Below are 21,284 nucleotides of genomic sequence, written 5' to 3' on the forward strand. Positions count from 1 at the left end.
GCTCCATAGCCCGCGACCAACAGCCACGGGGTGGTGGGCCACCGGTCAGTCGGTGTAGGAATCCAGGTCGAACTGCGGCTCTCGCAGACATCGCCGCGGACACGGGGCAATGTGTACTGGTTCAACGAAAAGAGCTTCGCACCGACCTCGGTGCGAAGCTCTTCACCAACGATCACGCGATCGCGCGTCAGATGGCGCGGACGTCCTGGGCTTGAGGGCCCTTCTGCCCCTGTTCCACCGAGAACTCGACACGCTGCCCCTCGTCGAGGGACTTGTAACCCGAGCCGCTCACGGCCGAGTAATGCACGAAGACGTCCGGGCCGCCTCCGTCCTGAGCGATGAAGCCGAAGCCTTTTTCACCGTTGAACCACTTCACACTGCCTTGAGCCATGCTGTAAACAACTTCTTTTCTGTAGTGAGCCGAGCAAATTCTGGGTGAGAAGCCCGTACTCAACCTCTTACTATGCCACGACCGTCGCCGTTCGCTCGCATCACGAAGTGATCAGAGGGTCCGGCCTACGGCAGCCGCAGCCGCGGCTGCTCGGCGCGCCCGCTGAGGGGCGTAAGCGGAGTTCGGGTCCGAGACGTCGGCAATGCTCCTCAACCGGCCGCCACAACGCCTCGTTCGACGATCGAGCGGAACTGCGACACGTCTCGAATCGCATCACGGCGGAGGCCCTTTCACCGCGCCGATGTCCCTGGGCGAATAGGAGCCACAGCGGCAAGGCTACGGTGCGAAACACCGCCCAGCCCGGTGGTGCCGCAGGACTCGAGGCCATCCGCGGCCGCAACGCCTCGCACCGATCGAGACAGCCGGGGAGGCCGGTATCAGACTTTGCCGGCGCCGTCGTCGAGTAGTGCGAGCAGTGTCAGGTGGGCGATGTGGGTTTCGAGTCGTTGCCGGTCGGGCATTACGGCGGCGCGGAAGCGGTGTCCGGCCAGGAAGGACAGCACCGCCCACGCGGCTGCTTGCGGGTCGAGGTCCGCGCGCAATTCCCCGGCTCGCCGGCCTTGCGTGATCACCTCGGCCAAGACGTCGGCGAGTTCGCCCATGTGGTGGCGGACCGCTTGCTCGACCGCGGGCTCGGCGGTCATGGTCATGGCGTCGGCGAAGATCACTCCGAGCGAGCCGGGTGCGTGTAGTTCATCGATGTGGCCGGGGCTGAGCAGGTGGGCCAGCAACGTGGCGACGGAGTCGGTTTCGCAGGCGAGGGTGCGCATCATGGCGCACATCTGCTCGGAGGCGTGTGCCACGACAGCGGCGTAGAGCGCGGCTTTGGAGCCGAAATTCTGGAACAGCACCGGCTCGGTGACACCGACACGGGCGGCGATCTGCGCCATGGTGGCGCGCTGGAATCCCGACTCGGCGAACACCACTGTGGCGGCGCCGAGGATCGACGCGCGCCGGTCGGCGGCGCGCAATCGAGTGCGCCGCCCTTCGGCGGGATCGGAGGATGCGCGTGTCATGCAGTCATCGTATCCGCCCTTGCCCATCAACTTAGTTGCGACTAAGTTATGGATATCTTAGTCGTCACTAAGTTAAGGAGGGGCCATGGGCCTCGGACATTTGATGCATCACACCCCGAACCCGGACACCGCGGGACTCACCATCGACCACGGCGGTACCTACGATCTGTTCGGCGCGGTATTCTTCGGCGGACGACGCGACCGGGTCTATCGCCGCCTCGCGGAGTTGAGCGACGCCCGCCCGAGTGACCAGGTGCTCGATATCGGTTGTGGGACCGGGTATTTGACGCGCCGCTTGGCCGCGGTCGCCGACGCGGGGACGGTGGTCGGTGTCGATGCGTCGGCCGCGGTGCTCGAGCGCGCCCGCAAGATCACCGCAGAGCCGAATTGCACCTACTCCGTCGGCGTCGCCGAATCGCTTCCCGGCGAGGACAGTTCGTTCGATGTGGTGACCAACTGCTTGATGCTGCATCACCTTACGGAGGATGTGCGCGCGACAGCGCTGGCGGAGATGTGGCGGGTACTGCGTCCTGGGGGCCACCTGTTGATCGGCGAGTTCCGGCCACCGGCCAACCCTCTGGGCCGCCACCTGGTCGGCGCGTTGACCGGTCCTTCGATGCAGCACAATCCCATCCATTTGCTCGAGCCGATGGTCGCCGATGCGGGATTCGAGCAGGTCGGCTCAGGCGACCTGCATCCCTGGATCCGATACATCACAGCCCGCAAACCCGGAGCCACTCGATGAGCCACTCGACAGGCATCCTGCGCGCCCTCGCTGGTGCGTTGATCGTCATCGGCCTGTCCGTGCACGTGGGGGTGGGCAGCATCGCCGGGCTCGGAGTCACCGCTGTGGGCCTGATCCTGGGCGGGCATCTGCTGCTCGCCGCTGTCGGCCGCCGATGGCTGCACCGCCACTCGAGATAGCCGCGAGAACGCGCTCGGAGATGAACCGCGATCCATCCCATCCGCCACGACCGGCCAGAGACGTGTGATCGTCCGCGACACCTACTCGCCAATAGGTTCGCATCTGCGCACATATTGGCATAAGGTCGCCCTTAGTTGAAACGAGTTCGGGGAGGTGGGGCGTGATCGAGGTTTTGCGGCATGCGCCGGCACTGGCATCGCGGTTGTGCCTGCGGCGATAGGCGCCGTCAGGCGTTCCGATCGACATCAGATCGCACATGACTCATCGCGATCGCAAGCACCAGGAGACCTACTACTGCGATCTACGGTCACGTGAGACTGCCGAGATACTGGCGGTCAACGCCTCACCGACCACCGCCGACCTGCGCTCAGCGATTCGCTGCCGACTGGTCGGCCGGGTAGCGCTGGTCGCGTCGGCGTACCGTGCGCAATCCGCAGGCCTGGCCGACGCTCGCGCCTTCGAGCAGGTACTGCAGGCCGATCACCACGAACCCGAACAGCCATCGTGCGACGGTCTGCCACAGCCGCGGGCGGCGGCCGTCCTTCCATCGGAGGACCCGCATTCCGAATAGCAGTTTCGCGAAACTGCCCCGCAACAGCAGCGTGCCGAGGACGTGGTTGGCGAACGACACCGCCAGCACACACGGAATGAACGTGCCCAGGAACTCCGCGACACCGTCGAAGGCATGAAAGACACGTTGCGACAACGCGAAACCCACGACCAAAGCGACGAGGGCGTCGGTCATCGCAGCCAAGGCCAGGCGGTTCTCTCCCGCCTCCGCCGGGACACCGACCTGCCGAGGCTCAGGCGACTGGGCGGGTGATCGGCTTTGGTGAGGACCTGGGCGTGTTGCGTTCACGCGACGTATTGTGGCGCAGCGCAGCAGCTCTCCCCAGTGATGCGGAGATTGGCTCGCGTGCGGGACTGGGGAAACCGGCAGCGTCGAGTACTTCGTCGACCGCCTCGCCCCCTGACCATGCCGCAACCAACCACTGAGCCGGGCCGTGGTCAAAGTGGTATTTCAACGGAAGAGATGGCCCGACCGTCCCATCGGTTCATACTTGCTTCGAGGTCAGATCGGCTTTTACAGCAACTCTGGTCTCCCTCTGCACAACGTGTTCGATCGGGGTCTTCGCAGCGAACGGCGTGGGCTTCAGCGTGCGTGGCCCGGCACCACACCACCACCGGTGACCGGTATCAAGCTGCGTGGCGCGAAACTGCTGAAGATCCGGAAGGTCCGCGACGCCGCACCCGCCGCCGACGGGACGTCTCACCCGGTCGACCTGCTGCGCGCTCATCTCGCGTTCGCAGCCATGTTCGGCGACGGGGGCCTGCGGCTGTGGCGACCTCGCAGAAGATGCTCGGCCCCATCGGCGCGCTGCTACGCAAAGCCGAGGGCACCTACAACCAATACGATGCCGAGGCGTACTTCACGATGCCGCAACGGCTGGCCACCCAGCATTCGATCGCGGGGGCTGGCGAAGGCGATGCCGGTGACGCGGCAGATCTCGATCGGTGAGCGCGGCACCCGTGGGCTGGCGACGTATGTGCGGTTGTTCGTCGCGATCGCCTCGGCCAACGACGTGCGCGCGGACGCCGCACAGCCTCGCATTCGTGGCAGCGCAATGCTTTTGGGCATGATGTTGCGGTGTCCGACGAAGAGATGAAGCAGAAGTCCTGGCAGCGGTGGATCACCCGGCTCCTGGGTCGTCCCGGCGAGCGCGGTGTAGGGAAACGGCGGAAGCCGGAGATCGAGATCCCCGCTGGCCCGCCGCCGAGCGAATTGGTGATCGTGGAGATCTGGGACGGCGACGGTCCGCAGGCCGAACGGGGCGATTTCGTCGAAGTCCACTACGTGGGCGTCACATTCTCCACCGGAACGGAGTTCGATTCGAGCTGGGAGCACGGCGAACCGTTCGCATTCACCCTGGGCGCCGGGCAGGTCATCGAGGGCTGGGACGAGGGTGTGCAAGGCATGCGAGTCGGCGGCCGCAGGAAGCTGATCATCCCGCCCCACCTCGCATACGGCGACCGAGGCGCCGCGGACACCGTCGCGCCGGGGGAGACGCTCGTCTTCGTGATCGATTTGATCGCGACCTGAACCTGTCCGAATGTCGTATCCGAGCTGGTGGCCCAGTTGGCGGCCCAGGCCGGCACGAGCGGGCTGCAGTTCAGCGCCGAGGGTGGATTGCAGCAGCTGACCGAGCTGGTGGTCGAGTCCGCCCTCGACGGCGAGATCACCGATCACCTCGGCTACGACCACGGCGATCTTGCGGACCGTGGGACGTGGCAACTCACGCAATGGGACTCGTTCGAAGACCGTGAATCGATGTCGGCCCCGGTAGCGATCGTTGTGCGCCGATGGTGGCAAGGCGGCTACGCCACAGACCACACCGAGGAGCCAGAGACCCGAAGTCCCAGGCGACCAGCCCACAACCCCGCCGCACTTCTCGAGGCGGGTCACAATTCCTCTAACCAAGCATGGCGAAACAAGTCCGAACCCCGTGGGACCGTTCGCAGTCACCCAGACGTCAGTCCACCGGCGAGCCCGGAACAATCCGGTGCGCCCACGCGCGGCAAATCGCTGACGGCACCGAACCGATCATGGCCCTCACACCGCTGCCGCGTGATACAGCTTCCCGATGCTCCGCCCACGGACGCGCCCGCTCCTCCGCACTCATTGCCAACAACGCCCGCCACTTCATACTCGTCAAAACATCTCCAACTCCCCCACCGCTACCGGGTCCAGTAGACGATCTTCCTGTGCCGCTACCTGCGCAGTCGTGAATTGCAGCGGGAGGTCAACAGCGGTGAACCTCCAGGCCCCGATGGTGCTGCCGAACAGTGCGCGGTCCTTTCCGTCCGGCAGCAGTCCTTCAAAGGAGACGTGCGCTCAGTTGGTGCCGCGTCGGCGCCGCGCCGCCCGTAACTCGGGGTCGAGACGTTCACGCATGAAACCGTCGGCCCCTGGACCGGCGAGGAAGGCGAGGTCGACGGCCGAGAGAGGGCGCCCGCTGCGCTGGTCCACAAGGCCGGGCATGATCTCCTCCCCGGTGTCGCGATCGGTCAGGACCACGCTCGGCGCATCCGATCCCGTGTGTTTGCGGCCCCAGGCGTACAGGGCGACGAGGACCGGAGAAAGGTCTCGCCCCTTGTCGGTGATGACGTACTCGTAGCGGGGCGGGGACTGGCTGTAGCGCCTGCGTTCGAGCAGCCCGGATTCGACCAGAGTACGCAATCTCCTGGTCAGCATATTCGGGGCGATGCCGAGGTTGCGTTCGAACTCGTCGAATCTGGTGAACCCGTCCAGCGCATCACGCACGATCAACAGCGTCCACCAGTCGCCGACATACTCCAGAGCGCCCGCGATCGGGCACCCCATCGCCTGAAAACTCGTTCGCCGCACCTGCTGATCCTTTCGCCATCCATAGTGACCCTACAGTAACTTGCATAATAGTAGTTACTGGTTCTAGCGTGGGCGTCGCGGCCGGACCACGAGCTGCCACATCTCACCCTGGTGAACGACCGGAAGGCGCACTTGTGACTTTCTCCTCCGACAGCCCCCGAACCACCACGCTGGTCATCGGTGCGGGCGGACGACACGGCGGCACCGGCTCACATGTCGTGCGGCGTCTTCGTGAACATGACCACGCGGTACGCGTGCTTGTCCGCGCTGATGACGAACGCGCACAACATCTTCGCGCTCTCGGCGCGCAAATCGTCGTGGGCGATCTGCTGGATCGCCGGACGCTGGATGCGGCCGTGCGGGACGTGGACGCCGTGTATTTCACCTATCCGGTCGCTCCCGGCATCGTGCAGGCCGCCGCCAATCTGGCCTCCGCGATCCGGCACGCCGAGAACACGCCGCGACTGGTCGTGATGTCCATGGCGGTCTCGGCCCCCGACAACCCCAGTGGGCTTGGACGCGCGCAATGGGCCGCCGAGCAGGTGCTTTCCTGGGCGGGACTGGAACCGACGATCTTGCGGATCAAGGCCCTGTTCTACGAGAACATCGTGCTGTTGCACGCCGGATCCATCCGCGAGACCCACAGCTTCGCCAACAGTTTCGGCGATGGTGCGGTGCCGTGGATCAGCGGTCTCGATGCCGCCGATCTCGCTGTGGCCGCGCTGACCGACCCGGTCCGATACCCTCGCGGCACCACGCTCTACCCGCAGGGGGCGACCGTGCACAGCCACGCCGAGATCGCCGCTCTCATCGAAGCAGAAACGGGAACACCGGTCCGATACACCTCCATCCCTGCTGGTCAATGGCAGCGCGAACTGGAAGCCCTCGCGCACATTGGCACCGAACCATCTGTCAATCCAGCGATGGCGCAGCACATTTCGGCCATCGGCGCGGTGTTCTCCCAGCTGCCCTCGGCCCCGCCGGTCGATACCACCGCACTCGCCGAGGCCATCGGCCGTTCGCCGCAGACGTTCGCCGAGTTCGTCCGCGAACACGGTCACCAATTCGTTGCGGCCCCCGGTCGTTGATCCACATCGGATCCGGGCGTGTGCGCGCCGAGAGTGAACGGCGTGCGACCGCCGCGGAGGGCTGACCCAGCTCGACACCGCCGTCTGACCGCCAGGCACGTGCTCGGGCCGGGAACCCGCGTTACAGATGGGGATGGGCCGCGGTGGTGTGGGAGCTGCGAGGTCGAACAGCGACGGACCGATGAGTTCGGAACACGACCGGCATCAAACGTTGTGTCGTCCAACGATTCGAAAGACTCACATGCGCGTACTGGTCGCGAACCACATCAGTCTGGATGGCGTCCTCCAAGGTCTGGGTGGTCCCGACGAAGACATCCGCGACGGCTTCCTCCGGCTGGGCTCAGGCTTATCGCGTGGTGCGTGGGTTGCTGAGCGCTGTCCGTCTGTGATCGGCGGTAGTCGGGGTCGGTCATGATGGCCGGTAGGCCTGGTCTATTCGCTGTAGTCGGTTGAGGCCAGGCCACGCTGCTCTGAGGCGTCGGCGGTCGGCAGCCCGGTAGTCATGAGGTTGACTGCCCGACCAGCCAGCGGTGCCCGCCGCCGCTTCGTGGTGGGTTAGGGTCCGCGAGTGGTTAAGACGCGATCAGCGTTGACCGCTGCGGCGATCAATGTCGTGATGAGCATCCTGGCACTGTCGCTCGGCCTGGTGGTGCAGGATTCCCTGGTGCAGGGGATCGCTGGTTATCCCATCGCGTTGCGGTACGCCGATGGGATGCTGGGGGTGATCGGATTCGTTGCTCTCTGGTGGCGCCGTCGACACGCTATGTGGTTCGCCCTCTACATCTTGGTGGTGTCGACATTCACCACACTCAGTGGCGGACTTGTGCTGGTAGCGGTCTTCACAGTGGCTGAATACCGTCGCTGGCGCACAGCCCTCTGGGTCGCTGTGGCGTTTTCGGTGATGTCGGTTCCGAATCTGGCGCTGTACGGCTCCACTGGATCAGATTTGTGGGTCGACACAGGTATTGCCACCTTTATGATCTTCTCCTTCACCGGATGGGGGATGTTTGTTCGCGCCCGTCGTGAGCTCGTCACGGTGCTGGTCGAGCGGATCGACGAAGCTGAGCGGGCCCGGAAAACCACCGCTGAGCATGCCCGCCTGGTCGAGCGGCGGCGTATCGCCCGTGAGCTGCACGACATCTTGGCGCATCGACTCTCGTTACTGGCAGTGCAGGCCGGTGCACTCGAGTACCGTGCCGACGCACCACCGGAGCAGGTCACTGCGATGGCAGCTGCGATTCGTCGCACTGTCCACGAGGGGCTCGATGAAGTTCACGCAGCGATTTACGTACTGCGTGACGACGAGTCCGATGGGCGTAGGCCGCAGCCGACACTGGCCGACCTGGGAACGCTCATCGCCACCGCGGCCGAGCAGGGCGACGAAATCGAACTCGTCACTGCGGTGCCGCTCGATGACGTTGCCCCTCGGGTCGGCCTGACGATCTACCGAATAGTGCAGGAAGCGCTGACCAATATTCGCAAGCATGCCCCGAAGAGTCGCGTACAGGTGCGGCTCGAGTCGGCTGGACCGGGATGGATGGAACTCACGGTGACAAATTCAGCGCCGCCAGGCATGCTCCGACCATCGATTCCCGGTGCCGGCGCAGGGCTCGTCGGGCTACGGGAACGGGTTGAGCTGGTCGGCGGGAGCTTCGAGCACGGCCCAGCGCACGCGGGCGGGTTCCGAATCGCCGCGCGCCTTCCCGCCACTCCACTCACACCCGCGTCCATCGAAAGGAACCACTGACGCTATGGCACCGATCGGGGTGTTGCTCGTCGATGACGATCCGCTGGTACGGACCGGACTAGCGTTCATGCTCGGCGGGCACGATGAGATCGAAATCCGCGGCCAAGCCGCAAACGGAGTCGAGGCTGTCGCTGCGGTCGCCGCGCTGAGCGTGGATGTGGTGCTGATGGACATCCGGATGCCTGTGTGCAACGGGATCGACGCTGCTCGGCAGATCCATGGCGGACCGCGTCCACCGCAGATCATCATGCTGACCACCTTCGCCGATGATGAGCTGGTGCTCGATGCTCTCGCCGCGGGCGCGGCGGGATTTCTCGTCAAAGACACCGCTCCCGCCGACATCGTCACCGCCATCCACGCAGTCGCCGCCGGTGACTCGGTACTCTCACCGGCGGTCACGCGCACCGTGCTTTCCGCCTTGCACGCCGCTCACGACACCAGCGGAACCGCACGACGCGACCTCGCGCGCGCCCGGCTGGCCGAGCTCAGCGATCGCGAACTCCAGATCGCCATGCGCATCGGGCAGGGGGAATCGAACGCGACCATCGCTGCAGCACTGTATTTGAGCTTGCCCACGATCAAGGCCCACGTCTCTCACATCCTGAGCAAAACAGGCGTGAACAACCGCGTGCAGCTCGCCATCCTCGTCCACGACGCCGAAATATCCGAAGGTCGCTAAGCGCATATCCTTTCGTCCGATGCGAGGTCTGCGCCGTGACGAACAGACTGATCCGGTACAGCAGTTCGCCAGCCGGAAGGAATCCGCTCATGACCGTACTCAGGGCAGGCAGTTACGTCGGTGCTACCGCCACCGACCTGCACGCCAATACGACTGCGGACAAAGCCGCCGGAACGGTCAGCCAGAAGGCATTGTTCCGCCATCGTGGGCAGATCGCTCTCACCGAGCACGCGCTGACACTGTCGCCATGGCACAGCGATGGAAGTGACCTGGTGATACGGCGCAACGATATAGCCGGGATAACCCGTAAGTACACCGATCTCTACGGCCGATTCATCGGTGGCCTGCTCAACTCCGGCAAACCGCTTATCGTGGCGACCACGACCGCGGTCGGCGAGATCTATCTGCTCATCGACCGGAAAGAGTTCATGGAGTCCAACGACAACGAGGCATGGGCCACCGCCCTGAATACATGGCGGTCATCGCCGGTCCATGACGCGTAGGCCTGACCACCCGAATACCTCTCGCTCAATAACGAAGTGGGTAAAGAATGTCCCAAGTATTTCTGACCATGGCAATGTCATTGGACGGGTTCATCACCGGACCCGACGACAACGCCGAGAACCCGGCAGGCACCGACGGCATGCGCCTGATGAACTGGCTCGACGGCGATGCCGAGCCCGGCGCGGAAGGAGTCAACGCATTCCGGCCCAAACATCCCAACAGTCAAGTCGTGTTCGACGAAGCCATGGCAACCGGCGCCGTGATCACAGGTAGACGGACAGGCGACTTCGCCGGCTACTGGGGCGGGGATCACCATAACGGGGTGCCGATCTTCGTACCGACGCACCAGCCACCGGAACGAAACCCCTACGAACAGGTTCGATACGTCACTGACGGCATCGCCTCCTGCGTGGAACAAGCAAAGCGGGCCGCCGGGGACCGGGACGTGATGATGCACGGCGCCTACACCGGCCAAGAGGCACTCAAGGCAGGAGTACTGGACATCATCGACATACAGCTTCGACCTGTCCTGCTCGGCCAAGGCCGGCGGCTGTTCGACGGACTCCCACCCGAACACATCGAACTCGATCTGGTACGCACGCTGGAGGACCCAGGCGTCCTGCATCTGCGTTACGTGGTACGTAAGTAGCCTGATTCCGGCTGGTGGTCCGAGGCCGGTAGCCCTCGAACAAGAAAGCCGCGCTGTCTCGGCCGGGGAGTCGAGACAGCGCGGCTACCACCCGCGCGGCGGTTACTGGGCGTCGTCGAGGTACCGCCAGCGGATCCGGGTGACGACCGTGTCCGGGGTGCAGCCCTTATGGCTGCCGCAGAAGAACTCCACGAACGCCTCCGGAGTCATGTCCTCGAACCCCTCGGCCTCGACGTCCTCTGGCGAGATGAGCGCCAAGCGCTCGCGCCGGACGTCGATGACTTCGACGTCGGCGATGCGTACCAGCGGCTCATCGGGCTTGCGGCCCATGACCTTGCGGCACAGGGTCAGCCGCGTGCCGGGCGTCAGCGTGAGCCAGCCCATCCGCCGGGTGACGGTCTTGCGGCGCTCGCGCACCGCGTCCTCGGTCAGCGACACCGACATCAGCCTCGGCATGAGCTGCTCCTGTTCTGCGGCAATTGGTCGAACACAGCCACGGCCCGGACAATCCGGGATATGCGCACCCTGAGCTCGATCCTCGCCACAGCGGTGTCGCCGCTCAGAGACGGTTCGCTCGACGCGGCGGCCCGTGATGGTAGCTGCGGTGCGGTGGGGTTGGGGTGCGTCCCAACCGATCGTGCGCACCCGCCGTTCGTGGTGCTGGATCGCGCCGATGTCGAGATCGTGGCGGTGATCGAGTATGTGGCCGAGTTGGCACTCAGCGGCTCCAGTCCGACACATCCCACCCCCGATCGCGGCAACTGTGGCGGGCGCGGGGACATGGCCGCCGAAGCCTCTGTCGCACAGCGCAATTTGCTGTTCACCGTTCCCTACGAGCTGCTCGGTTCGGCGACCGCACTGAGGATGTCCTGTGGGAGACCTTGCTGCGATGGACCGACGTCGACCTCGACACCGTCCGGGACCAGCGCGCATATCTGATCCGGATCACCCGCGCCGAGCGCTCGACCGGCTGCGCGCCCTCGGCAGCCGCAAGGAGTCCTGTGTCGGTCCGTGGCTACCGGCCCCGCCGGCGATGCCCTCTCTGCCGATGGCGCTACCTCGGACGACGCGCAACCGACCGACGCACCGAAGGCCCGCGAACTATCCCCCAGCCACCGTTACCCGGCATGCCCGCCGAGCCGGCACTCATGATGTGCGCACGGCGTACTGTTCGCGGGACTCGCAGATCAACCGCTCGATGTCCTGCACCGTCTGCACCTGGGGGATGGCCTTGAAGCCCAAGTTGACCTGGAAGCCCAACTCGACCGCGCCAAGAAGGGAGAGGAGCCTCATGGAGTCAACCCCTGGCAGCTCTCTCACCATGGTGGTGTTGTTGATCCCCTCGGGACACTCCGCGCCGCTGAGGTCCAACTTCTCGCGGATCAGGGAGTACAGCTGCTCGCGCTCTCGCGGGGACAGATGGGGGTTCATGGCTGCTCCTCATGGAGGGTGTATGGGTGGTATGCGGCTCGCCCGGGAGAGCGCTCCACAGTCCCTGGAGATATCGCTGCCGTGTCTTGCTCCGCTTCACCTTGCCGCTGGAGGTCTTGGGCAGCTCCCCTGGCAGCAGCAAAATGATTTCCGCCACGGGCAGGGACAACTTCGTTTGGATGTGGCCGCGGACCTGACGCGCCACCGTGGCGGCGTCTCCCTTGCGGAGCTCGGCGACAATCACCACCTCCTCGGTAGCCCGGCCCGGCCGGGTGAAGGCCACGACGTTTCCCTTGCGGAGGCCGGGCACCTCGGCCGCGGCCCACTCCACCGTCTGGGGGTCGTAGTTGCGCCCATTGATGATCAACAGGTCCTTCTTGCGGCTCGTCACGTAGAGGATGCCTTCCGCCAGGTATCCACAATCCCCCGTGCGCAGGCCGTGAGCCGTGAAGCTCCGCCGGGTCGACTCCGAGTCGCCGTGGTAGCCGGCAGCCACGCTCGGCCCCTGGAAGACCACCTCGCCGACGTGCCGCTCCGGGAGCGGATTCCCCTCATCGTCCACGATGAGGATTCGGTGACCCGCTATGGGGCGCCCGCAGGGCACGAACGCCACCTGTGCCCCGGAAGCCCCCGCCTGCGAGGCGGGCCGCGCGAGACCGTTCGCGTGGTAGGGCTCTTTCTGGATGACGTCCTGGGCGAGCGGGACTCCGATCTCGCTGAACGAGATCGCGAGCGTCGCCTCCGCCATGCCGTAACACGGCACCACTGCCCCCGGCCGCAGACCCGCCGCTGCGAAGTGCGCCGCGAAGGAGTGCAGTGTTTCCGGGTGATTGGGCTCGGCGCCGCAGCCAACGACCCTCACGCAGGACAGGTCCAGCCGCTGGCGTTCCTCCGCCGAGGTGTGCTCGACGGCCAACGCCAGACCGAAATTCGGCGCGAAGGTCACGGTCGCGCAGTGGCGGCTCACTGTTTCCAGCCAGAGCCCCGGTGAGAGCGCGAAGCGCAGCGTCGGGAGGAAGCTCACCGGGCAGCGCGCGATCAGCGGTGCCAGCACGAAACCGACCAGCCCCATGTCGTGGTACATGGGCAACCAGCTCACGCCTCGGTCCCTCCCGCGCTCGAGGCGAAGGGCGCTGATGATGGCCGCGCAGTTGGCGAGCACGCTGGCGTGCGTGACCCGCACTCCCTTGGGGGCCGCCGTGGTCCCCGAGGTGAACTGCAAGAACATCACGTCCCCTGGGAAGATCGCCTCGGGCTCGGGCGCGTTCCCGGTCAGGGGTTCGGCGAAGAACTCCTCCGCGATGATGGACTGCAGGCCTTCGGCCGTTCGGATGAGCGGGTCCAGCAGGCCCGCCAGGCTCCGGGACATCAAGAGCGCACGTGCGCCGGCCACACGGAGGATGTCGGCGGCGTCCTCGCAGTACGCTTCGAACTTGCCGAAGCTCAAGGGCGGGTACATGGGAACCGGGATGACGCCCACCGAGACCGCGCCCAGGAAGGTGAGGACGAACTCCTGCTCCTCAGGGAGGATGAGCGCGATGCGCTCTCCCTTGCGCAGGCCGTTCTGCAGCAGCCGCCGCCCCCGGCTCAGGGCCTCCCGCGACAGCTCTGCCCAGCTCACGAAATGCTCGCGCCCGTCCTCGTGGATGAAGGTATAGCCACTGTCCGAGTGGCCGAGATTCTCGGCAAGGACCTGAGTGAAGGTCGAGGCCGTCGCTCCCCCTGGAGGCAGCGCATCTTCGGAGAACATGGGACCTGCCCAGGAGTCGGGTGGATGGCAGAAAGAGCCTCGAACCGACTACTGGTTCCAGGCGGGGCTCTGGTTGGGCTGCAGCGAGGCGCTGGCCGTCCCGTTCTCCCAGTCGTCCACGTCTCCGCGATCCCAAGTGCGCAGCGTGCTCTGGGCGCGAAGGCACTTGTCGAAGTCGAGCACGCCGAAGCCGCGGTAGATGGAGAGAGTCTGTTGCAGCTGCTCGTACCCCTTGCTCTGGTTGTACGTCATCGCCACCTCGGTCCGGACGACGCCGAGGTATAGATTGCTGCCATTGCGCGACAGGATCCCGACCTGCTGGTTGCTGTTCTTCTCCTGCTGCCCTTTGTTCTCGAGCGCAAGCTGGCCGATCTTCTTGATGGCAGTCACGACGGCCTTGAAGTCATTCTCCGACATGATGCTCAGGGCCAGATCCTCCACCGCATTGACCGCCTTCTCCAGGGAGAGCGAGGAGATCGACGCGGTGCGGTTGTCGAATTGGTACTGCAAGAAGAACGGAATCGTGGAGAACTTATGGATGTAATTGTTCCATGCGATCGGGTCGAAGTTCGGGCTCCCCGGGTTGAAGCCGCTGATACTCACGGCCTTGCGCATGATGGTAGCGGCGACGGAATCCCACGTTTTGAAGTCCTTCAGAGCCCCCAGATCGGGCAGCGAGCTGCCGTCTCCCACCGCTTTGTTGCCCACCGCCAGGTCCGTGCTCACAGACTCGAATTGCGCGAACTCGGATGCGGCCGGTTCGGGAGATGGCGTCTGCCACAGCGCGATCTCCACGGCGTCCCGGCGCAGTTGGGACTGACTGGTCTCGGTCATGACTGCTCCTTATCTGCGGATGAGGTGCTGAACAGCGAGAGGAGACGACGTTCGAAGAGGGGCTCAGCTATTCCAGGCAAACCTGTGCGAAACGGTATAGCTGTCTACGCTGTCGTCCCGGGCGTTCACGCCCTGCGGACCTACACGAGCATCGTGCTGGCGTTCCGAAAGCAGTGACGAGGTCGAGCGCCGCAGCCGCGGCGGATGGAGAGGTCCTGCTGCAACGCAGCCTAGCCCAGCTCGATCGTGTTGGCCGGGACTATCTCGAATTCTTGCGGGTTTACCCTACTTGGAACTCTATTTGAGGTCAGTACGTTCGGGCTTTGACCTCAGCCTGAATCCACCAATGTGGTTTCTGGATGGTCCGCGCGCTTGTGGTGCAAGGTTCGGCGCGTCTCGACCGCGGCGGACTGCATCTGACCACAAGCCTCTCGGCCGAGTTGTGGCGAGTCGACTTGCATGGTGCAGAGAAGCACCTCGGATTTCAAGCAAAGCTCGATCCGGCGGGTGATCACGACGCTGGTCGCCGAGTCCCGTACCGCGGGACTGACCGTCGGCAGGGGCGGGTGCTCAACATCATGGGCCCCCGCGCCGAGGAATCACCCCAGCGCCCCGCGCGTCACCGTTCATGCACGGGCCTGGCGCCACCCTGCCTGTGCGCGATCTGTAGAAGAGCGCGTGCCGAGGGACGCGCGGGCACGAGCGGTGCGTCCAATACGCGCCGTCACGTCCATACGTGGCTGCCCATTCATGGCTGGTCCGTGGAGGATGTGTGGGCGCGTATCGCTTCGGCTGGCACCCGCCCAGTGCGGAGAGGCGGTCGGCGACGGCGACCTGCGCGGCCAGCAGCCCCAGCTGGACCCGCAACTGCGGGGTCAACACCGACACCCGAGTCCAGCTCAGCTGACCCTCGACCTACTATCCCCGGATCCGGCCGGGACCTGGTCGAGAGCAACTGCGCCGCAAGTACCGCGCACTCGGCGACGCGATCAACCGGGTGTGGTCGCGACCGTGAACAGTGACGTGGCAATGTATCGCGCAGGCTTCCACATCGGGCGGTGTGCACCTGTACTACCGTGCGCCGCGCACGCCACCGCTGCGCAATACGATCGGCCGCCTCGGGCGGCGCATCGACAGCCGAGCCACGGCGGCTACGTCGTCGCCGCCGGATCTCAGCTGCCCGAGGGCCCGTAGGGGCATCGATGACCGGGCGCCGATCCTGCTGCCGCAGTGGCTGACCGGTCTGCTGCGCCCGCCTGCGCCGCTGCCGGTTCCCCGCAGTGCTCCGGTGGTCGGGCATCCCGACGCCTACGTGCAGGCGGCATTGGTCAACCAGAGCGCCTGTGTCCGGGCCGCCTACCCCTGGGTGCGGCATCGCACCCTGCTGCTGGCGGCCAACTCCCTGGGCGGCTCGTCGGCGCCGGGCCGCTCGACCATGCCCACGCACACGCCGTGCTCGGTGACGCGACACGCATCCACCTCGGCGTCGAGGGCTTCACCGCCGCGCTGGCCGACCGCACCATCACCGATGGGCTCACCTACGCCGCCGTCCGCTCCACACTCTGGCATTAACTCAGCAGGCGCAGATGCATGCTCCGCATGTATGAATTGCGACGTCGTTCGTCGGCGAACCTCACGTCGCTGGTCGGGGCGGTCGAGGTAGGGATCAAGGTGCGCCACTGCACAGTCTGAGTCATCAGCGATATGGCATTGCCGTGGTGATCGGAGTCTTGGCGGATCGTAGCTTCACCCACGTTTCACTGGGATCCGTCCCCAACGCCGCCCGGGACCGGGATGATGATCGAGCAGCACCAGTCGAATCTCGCGGCGGGACACTATGGCACAGCTGAATGTGACGGTAACGGTGGCGGCTGAACGGCCCGATGAGGAACTACGTTCGTTGGACCGGGAATTGACCGACGCCGATGAATTGCGCGGTCAGGTCCGTCCCGCGATCGCCGAGCCACAACCGGGCGAGCTGGGCGCGCTGGAAACTGCGCTGATCGTCGGGCTAGGACAGGGGGGCGCGGCCACGGCGCTGGCAACAGTTCTGATCGCCTGGCTGCGAACGCGGGTCGGCTCGGTATCGGTAAAGCTGACCAGATCCGACAAGGTGGTGCTCGAGGTGAACGCCGCTCAGCTGCGCGGCCTGTCCGCTGTACAAGTGCTGGAATTCACCGGCAAACTGGCAGCCGATCTCGACCCCGATTCCGGCCCGCCGCAATGAATACCACGCTCGCACTCAGCGCAGCGGGTGTGCGTGTACTGCTGATCGGCACCGGAAACCATGTCGAGGGGTCACCACTGTCGTCTGTGCCGTCGGTGCTGAGGTCGGTGGACGCACTGGCCCGGACACTGGTGGAGCAATGTGGCGTTGATCCGGCGGCCCTGCGCGTGCTGCACGATCCGGCGGACCCGCGTGAGCTGGGCAACGCGATAACGGAGGCGGCGAATTCGGCCGAGAGTGCGCTGCTGATCTACTACATCGGACACGGTTTGGTGGGGGCGGCTGACGGCGAGTTGTACCTGGCCACAAATAACACCGACAGCATGGTGGAGGGACTAGCCTATCGGGCGCTGTCGTATGCTGCGGTAAGGGAGGCATTGTCACGCAGCCGAGCCCGGTCGATCGTAGTCGTACTCGATTGCTGCTTCTCCGGCCGTGCTGGTGCGACGACAGGCTCCATCGCGGCAGACGCATTCTCCGCCAGTGCGGTACGCGGTACTCATGTGCTGGCATCGGCGGCGCGCGACGAGGCCGCGCTGGCCCTGCCAGGCGCCGACTACACCGGGTTCACCGGAGCGTTGTTGCGGCTGATCAACTCCGGTGATCCGGCCCGCGGCGCATGGTTGAGCCTGGCCGATGTGTACGACCATCTCGACCGAGCCCTGCCCGCTGCGGGGTTCCCGCGGCCGCGCCAGCATGTGAGCGACACCTCCAATCGGCTGGTGATCGCTCCCAACCCCGCCGTCCATGCGGCACCAGGGTCGGATAAGCCGTCGTCGCCGGCCTCCGACGGTGCGGTCTGCCCGTATCGCGGCATGGATCGTTACGACGCGCAGGATGCGCGTTACTTCTTCGGCCGTGACGCCGCGATCGCCGAACTGCTCGCGCAGCTGGCTGAACGAGCCACGGCAGGTGGACCTTTCGTGGTTATCGGTCCGTCCGGCTCCGGGAAGTCCTCACTGCTGCACGCCGGGCTGCTGCATGCGCTGGAATCCGGCGCCTTGCCCGGCTCCTCGGCCTGGCCTACTCGGGTGTTCACGCCCGGCGAGCAGCCACTGGGCCAGCTGGCAGAGCGGTTGGCGTCTGCTCGGCAAAAAGATCGGCTCGCCGAAGAACCGGCATCGGTGCGTCAGCTGATTCGCAATGTGCTGCGCGAATACGGCTCTGCAGAACGCATGGTGCTGGTGGTCGACCAGTTCGAGGAGGTGTTTACCGCCTGCCACGACGAACACGAGCAGCGGAATTTCATTCGCGCGCTGTGCTTCGCGTGCACGGCGGACGACACCGACGGCACCCCAGCAGCAATGGTGATACTCGGACTGCGAGCCGACTTCTACGATCGGTGTCTGGCTTATCCGGAACTGGTGTCGGCGTTGCGCGGCAGTACTGGTCTGGTCGCACCGCTAACCGATGCCGAGCTTCGCGAAGTCATCGAGAAGCCGGCACACACAGCGGGCTTGTCACTGGAGCCCGGTCTGACCGAGTTGGTGCTGCGCGATCTGCGCGCCGGTCACACCGGCATCGATGCCGCCAGCGCGCTACCGCTGCTGTCGTACGCACTGCTGGCGACCTGGCAGCGACGCAACGGACGCATCCTGACGCTCACCGGATATCAAGCAGGCGGCGGGATCTGGGAATCGGTGAGCACACGAGCCGAGGCCGGCTATGCCGCCCTCGCCCCGGAGGCCCAAGATATCGCCCGGCGCACTCTGCTGCGAATGGTGCGGATCGGCTCCGGTACCGACCACACGAGGCGGCGGATGCCACGTGCGGAGCTCCTATCAGGACGCACAGCGCACGAGATCGCAGCGAAGCGGGAGGTCCTCGACACCTTCGCCGCCGACCGGCTCATCACTGTGGACGAGACGGGTGCGACCATCACCCACGAGTCACTGCTGCGGGCGTGGCCACGGATGGGCCGGTGGATCGAGCGAGACAAGGCAGACCTGATTGTCCATCAGCAGATCGCCGATGCCGCCGCACGCTGGGAGCTGCTCGACCGTGATCCGGACGCGCTGTATCGCGGGCGCGCACTGACCGAGGCGCAACTGTGGCGGGATTCAGGCGAGCACGAGTCCGAACTGACCCCAACGGAAAAAGCATTCCTGGACGCGAGTTCGGCGGACAGGCAGGCACAGGTCGAACGTGAGCAACGGCAACGCCTGCGCGAGCGCAGACAGAACCAGCGGCTGCGGGTGCTGGTGACCGGGCTGGCTCTGCTGCTGGTGGTCGCCGGGACGGCCACGGTGCTCGCGGTACTGCAGCAGCGCGCCGCCGGCGAACAGCAGCGAATCGCCACGGCGCGGCTGGTCGTCGCCGAGGCCGAGGCGGCCAGGTCGAGCGATCCACGGCAGGCACTGCAACTCGGCATCGCCGCCGACCGTATCCACTCCGACCCCAGCACACGAGCCAGCCTGGTCGGCACCCTGGCCGGGACACGTTACGCGGGCACGCTGGGCGGACTACCCGACGAGGTGCGCGCGATGGCGTATTCACCCGACGGACAGACACTAGCGGTGGGATCGAAGGTCACCACCCGGACGAACAACGTCACCAAGATCAATGACGTGATCAGCTTCTGGGCGACCTCCGATACCGGCGCGCCGCGTCGGCTCGGCACAGACCTCCAGGTGGACGGCGGCAACTCCGTCATCATGCGATTCGCGCCCACCGGCCGAATGCTGGCCACCCACGGCGAGGAAGTAGAGAATGAGGAAACGCTCGCGTTGTGGGACATCACCGAACCTGCCCAGCCCGTCCGTTGCGGCACGGTGATCACCAAGAGCACCCTGAGCGCTACCGGCTACCGCTACATCTACGACACTGCCTTCGCCCCGGACGGGCGGACACTCGCCATTGCGCAGGGACAGGTCATCACGCTGTGGGACGTGTCCGAACCCGCACGCCCCGCTCTGATCGGTGCGCCGCTGACCGGGCAGGGCGAGATGACGTCGGTAGCATTCGCGCCGGACGGGAACATTCTGGCAGCGGGCAATGACGACGCCGTGGTGTTGTGGGATATCACCGACCGAACCCGGCCGAGTCCGATCGGTGGGCCCATGCTCGCCCGCGCACCGATCGCCTTCGCACCGACCGGCCACCTCCTCGCCACCCGCGACAAAAGCAGCCAGCACAACAACAACGCCTTCGTACTCTGGGACCTCACCACGCCCCGCACACCGACCCGGCGCGGCACACTCACCGGCAACAACAACGCCCTCGCCTTCGCCGCCTCCGGCACACTGGCCGCCACCGCCGGATACGAGGGATACGCGACGGTCTGGGACATCACCGACCCATCCCGGCCTACCCGCTCCGGCACTCCACTGACCGGCCACACCGACTGGGTGACCTCAGTGGCCTTCGCGCCGGACGGCCACGGGTTGATCACCGGCGAGGACACCACCGCCATCGTGTGGGACCTCGCCGACCGGGGCCGCGCAGTACGCGTCAGCGCACCGACCGAGGAGATCAACACACTCGCCTTCCGATCCGACGGGCGCATCCTCGGCGCCGGGGGCACCTCGCTGTGGGAGTTCACCGACCCGAGCAGACCAGTCGAGTACCGGAACGCGGTGCCAGGCGGCGCGGTGCTGCTGTCACCGGACGCGCGCATGCTCGCCACGTCGGTCGAAGGCGAGGCGATCACGCTCTGGGACGTTTCCGATCCCGCGCATCCCGAGCGCCGCGGACAGCCCATCCCCGGCGGATATCCCGCGCTGTTTTCACCGGACAACCGGATGCTCGTCACCGGCGACAAATCGACTTCGATGCTGTGGGATATCACCGACCCGGACCGGCCGGTGCGCCGGGTCGACAAGTTGCCCGCCGTCATCGTCATCGTCATGGCCTTCAGCCCGGACAGTGCAACGCTTGCGATCGGCAGCCTTTACGACCCCGATGCGAAGATGACGCTGTGGGACGTCGGCGATCCGTCCCGGCCCAGCAAATTACCCATCACGCTCCATTCCGGTGACGCCGCAGACCTCACCACGGTGGCATTCACGCCCGACGGTCGGACCATGGCGGTCGGCCGCTCCGACAACTCCATCGCGATCTGGGACATCTCGAATCGAACCAAACCCGCTCGTATCGGCCAGCCGCTGGCAGGCCCTGCCGACCCCAACGGCAACACCGGTGTGATCGGCAGCACCGTAGCGATCACCGCACTGGCCTTCTCGGCCAACGGTAAGACCCTGGCCAGCACTAACCGTGCCGCGACACTGCAGCTATGGGATCTCACCGATCGAACGCTCGCGCACGATCTCGGCCCACCCGCGCCCTTCACCGCGAACCCCTCGGTGCATATGTGGTTTTCCCCCAGCGGCGCCACGCTCGCAGTGGCCGACTCAGAGGGGCAGGCCTCCCTGTGGGATCTGACCGGCATAACCCGCCTGCAGGACAATGCGGCCACAACCGCATGCGCGATTACCGGAACCGGTTTGGATCCAGAGATCTGGCCGTACTACGTCGCAACGGTTCCCTACCAACCAACCTGCCCCTGACCAAAACGCTCGCGTACGCCTGTCAGCGGCCAGTGGAGACTCCCCACGGACGGCCAGTTCCAAATCCCGGTA

Annotated in this window: 19 protein-coding genes and 1 pseudogene; 12 read left to right on the top strand and 8 right to left on the bottom strand. The window is 65.6% G+C overall.

The annotated features are described in order from the left end of the window. Positions 1-187: 187 nt before the first annotated feature. Both NB3_RS20875 and NB3_RS20880 read right to left on the bottom strand, forming a co-directional pair. Complete coding sequence (locus tag NB3_RS20875; RefSeq protein WP_067806012.1) at positions 188-391, bottom strand: cold-shock protein; 204 nt, start codon at positions 389-391, stop codon at positions 188-190. Positions 392-828: 437 nt separating this feature from the next. After that, the gene (locus NB3_RS20880; RefSeq protein ID WP_169810725.1) at positions 829-1,467 is read right to left on the bottom strand and encodes a TetR/AcrR family transcriptional regulator; all 639 of its coding nucleotides are present in this window, start codon (positions 1,465-1,467) and stop codon (positions 829-831) included. Between the two features lie 85 nt (positions 1,468-1,552). On the opposite strand from NB3_RS20880, the gene NB3_RS20885 reads away from it, so the two are divergent. Continuing rightward, entirely contained in the window at positions 1,553-2,212 is a 660-nt protein-coding gene (locus NB3_RS20885) for a class I SAM-dependent methyltransferase (protein ID WP_067806016.1), read from the top strand. Further along, entirely contained in the window at positions 2,209-2,391 is a 183-nt protein-coding gene (locus tag NB3_RS20890) for a hypothetical protein (protein ID WP_067806018.1), read from the top strand. The genes NB3_RS20885 and NB3_RS20890 overlap by 4 nt, the downstream gene beginning before the upstream one ends. Positions 2,392-2,759: 368 nt before the next feature. Here the strand turns inward: NB3_RS20890 and NB3_RS20895 are convergent, their stop codons facing one another. Then, positions 2,760-3,137, bottom strand: a complete 378-nt coding sequence (locus NB3_RS20895; RefSeq protein ID WP_067806020.1) for an RDD family protein — start codon at positions 3,135-3,137, stop codon at positions 2,760-2,762. A gap of 594 nt (positions 3,138-3,731) precedes the next feature. Between NB3_RS20895 and NB3_RS20900 the strand changes: the two genes are divergently transcribed. Both NB3_RS20900 and NB3_RS20905 read left to right on the top strand, forming a co-directional pair. Then, positions 3,732-3,911: a DUF2786 domain-containing protein gene (locus NB3_RS20900; protein ID WP_067806023.1), complete on the top strand. Its 180-nt coding sequence runs from the start codon at positions 3,732-3,734 to the stop codon at positions 3,909-3,911. 129 nt (positions 3,912-4,040) lie between these two features. Then, positions 4,041-4,493 carry an FKBP-type peptidyl-prolyl cis-trans isomerase gene (locus NB3_RS20905; protein ID WP_244892006.1) on the top strand — a complete coding sequence of 151 codons (453 nt, stop codon included), beginning with the start codon at positions 4,041-4,043 and terminating at the stop codon, positions 4,491-4,493. Positions 4,494-5,285: 792 nt separating this feature from the next. Here the strand turns inward: NB3_RS20905 and NB3_RS20910 are convergent. Beyond that, complete coding sequence (locus NB3_RS20910) at positions 5,286-5,798, bottom strand: winged helix-turn-helix transcriptional regulator (RefSeq protein ID WP_067806026.1); 513 nt, start codon at positions 5,796-5,798, stop codon at positions 5,286-5,288. Between the two features lie 134 nt (positions 5,799-5,932). On the opposite strand from NB3_RS20910, the gene NB3_RS20915 reads away from it, so the two are divergent. The 5 genes from NB3_RS20915 (at position 5,933) to NB3_RS20935 (ending at position 10,465) form a co-directional block, all read left to right on the top strand. Next, positions 5,933-6,886: an NmrA family NAD(P)-binding protein gene (locus NB3_RS20915; protein ID WP_084823532.1), complete on the top strand. Its 954-nt coding sequence runs from the start codon at positions 5,933-5,935 to the stop codon at positions 6,884-6,886. A gap of 568 nt (positions 6,887-7,454) precedes the next feature. Further along, positions 7,455-8,633 (top strand): sensor histidine kinase, encoded by a 1,179-nt coding sequence (locus NB3_RS20920; RefSeq protein ID WP_157111924.1) that lies wholly within the window; start codon positions 7,455-7,457, stop codon positions 8,631-8,633. Between the two features lie 4 nt (positions 8,634-8,637). Beyond that, positions 8,638-9,312 carry a response regulator gene (locus NB3_RS20925; RefSeq protein WP_067806033.1) on the top strand — a complete coding sequence of 225 codons (675 nt, stop codon included), beginning with the start codon at positions 8,638-8,640 and terminating at the stop codon, positions 9,310-9,312. Between the two features lie 89 nt (positions 9,313-9,401). Beyond that, positions 9,402-9,815, top strand: a complete 414-nt coding sequence (locus NB3_RS20930; RefSeq protein ID WP_067806036.1) for a hypothetical protein — start codon at positions 9,402-9,404, stop codon at positions 9,813-9,815. Between the two features lie 68 nt (positions 9,816-9,883). Beyond that, entirely contained in the window at positions 9,884-10,465 is a 582-nt protein-coding gene (locus NB3_RS20935; protein ID WP_244892007.1) for a dihydrofolate reductase family protein, read from the top strand. A 102-nt stretch (positions 10,466-10,567) separates the two neighbouring features. Here NB3_RS20935 and NB3_RS36325 read toward each other — a convergent pair whose 3' ends face one another. Then, positions 10,568-10,921, bottom strand: coding sequence for an ASCH domain-containing protein (locus tag NB3_RS36325; protein WP_244892008.1), 354 nt, complete (start codon positions 10,919-10,921; stop codon positions 10,568-10,570). A 324-nt stretch (positions 10,922-11,245) separates the two neighbouring features. On the opposite strand from NB3_RS36325, the pseudogene NB3_RS34380 reads away from it, so the two are divergent. Next, a pseudogene (locus NB3_RS34380) lies at positions 11,246-11,492 on the top strand (sigma factor); the annotation flags it as partial. A 119-nt stretch (positions 11,493-11,611) separates the two neighbouring features. On the opposite strand, the gene NB3_RS35930 reads toward NB3_RS34380, so the two are convergent. Genes NB3_RS35930 through NB3_RS20960 form a run of 3 tightly spaced genes read right to left on the bottom strand, consistent with a single transcriptional unit; the run spans position 11,612 to position 14,480 of the window. After that, a complete protein-coding gene (locus tag NB3_RS35930; protein WP_218020611.1) occupies positions 11,612-11,758 on the bottom strand; it encodes a hypothetical protein in 147 nt (48 codons plus the stop codon). Between the two features lie 4 nt (positions 11,759-11,762). Beyond that, positions 11,763-13,646: a fatty acyl-AMP ligase gene (locus NB3_RS20955; RefSeq protein WP_218020612.1), complete on the bottom strand. Its 1,884-nt coding sequence runs from the start codon at positions 13,644-13,646 to the stop codon at positions 11,763-11,765. Between the two features lie 48 nt (positions 13,647-13,694). After that, complete coding sequence (locus NB3_RS20960; RefSeq protein WP_067806046.1) at positions 13,695-14,480, bottom strand: hypothetical protein; 786 nt, start codon at positions 14,478-14,480, stop codon at positions 13,695-13,697. A gap of 1,864 nt (positions 14,481-16,344) precedes the next feature. On the opposite strand from NB3_RS20960, the gene NB3_RS20965 reads away from it, so the two are divergent. Both NB3_RS20965 and NB3_RS20970 read left to right on the top strand, forming a co-directional pair. Further along, complete coding sequence (locus NB3_RS20965) at positions 16,345-16,707, top strand: effector-associated constant component EACC1 (RefSeq protein WP_157111925.1); 363 nt, start codon at positions 16,345-16,347, stop codon at positions 16,705-16,707. Next, positions 16,704-21,212 carry a caspase, EACC1-associated type gene (locus tag NB3_RS20970; RefSeq protein ID WP_067806052.1) on the top strand — a complete coding sequence of 1,503 codons (4,509 nt, stop codon included), beginning with the start codon at positions 16,704-16,706 and terminating at the stop codon, positions 21,210-21,212. The genes NB3_RS20965 and NB3_RS20970 overlap by 4 nt, the downstream gene beginning before the upstream one ends. Positions 21,213-21,284: the final 72 nt, after the last annotated feature.

Source organism: Nocardia beijingensis NBRC 16342 (assembly GCF_001612785.1).
Classification (GTDB): domain Bacteria; phylum Actinomycetota; class Actinomycetes; order Mycobacteriales; family Mycobacteriaceae; genus Nocardia; species Nocardia beijingensis.

Excerpts from the sequence above, each read along its gene's own strand:
- NB3_RS36325 (WP_244892008.1), bottom strand. The coding sequence starts at position 10,921 with ATGCCGAGGCTGATGTCGGTGTCGCTGACCGAGGACGCGGTGCGCGAG.
- NB3_RS20935 (WP_244892007.1), top strand. The coding sequence starts at position 9,884 with ATGGCAATGTCATTGGACGGGTTCATCACCGGACCCGACGACAACGCC.
- NB3_RS20955 (WP_218020612.1), bottom strand. The coding sequence starts at position 13,646 with ATGTTCTCCGAAGATGCGCTGCCTCCAGGGGGAGCGACGGCCTCGACC.
- NB3_RS20925 (WP_067806033.1), top strand. The coding sequence starts at position 8,638 with ATGGCACCGATCGGGGTGTTGCTCGTCGATGACGATCCGCTGGTACGG.
- NB3_RS20960 (WP_067806046.1), bottom strand. The coding sequence starts at position 14,480 with ATGACCGAGACCAGTCAGTCCCAACTGCGCCGGGACGCCGTGGAGATC.
- NB3_RS35930 (WP_218020611.1), bottom strand. The coding sequence starts at position 11,758 with ATGAGGCTCCTCTCCCTTCTTGGCGCGGTCGAGTTGGGCTTCCAGGTC.
- NB3_RS20890 (WP_067806018.1), top strand. The coding sequence starts at position 2,209 with ATGAGCCACTCGACAGGCATCCTGCGCGCCCTCGCTGGTGCGTTGATC.
- NB3_RS20930 (WP_067806036.1), top strand. The coding sequence starts at position 9,402 with ATGACCGTACTCAGGGCAGGCAGTTACGTCGGTGCTACCGCCACCGAC.
- NB3_RS20970 (WP_067806052.1), top strand. The coding sequence starts at position 16,704 with ATGAATACCACGCTCGCACTCAGCGCAGCGGGTGTGCGTGTACTGCTG.
- NB3_RS20895 (WP_067806020.1), bottom strand. The coding sequence starts at position 3,137 with ATGACCGACGCCCTCGTCGCTTTGGTCGTGGGTTTCGCGTTGTCGCAA.
- NB3_RS20880 (WP_169810725.1), bottom strand. The coding sequence starts at position 1,467 with ATGACACGCGCATCCTCCGATCCCGCCGAAGGGCGGCGCACTCGATTG.
- NB3_RS20885 (WP_067806016.1), top strand. The coding sequence starts at position 1,553 with ATGGGCCTCGGACATTTGATGCATCACACCCCGAACCCGGACACCGCG.
- NB3_RS20875 (WP_067806012.1), bottom strand. The coding sequence starts at position 391 with ATGGCTCAAGGCAGTGTGAAGTGGTTCAACGGTGAAAAAGGCTTCGGC.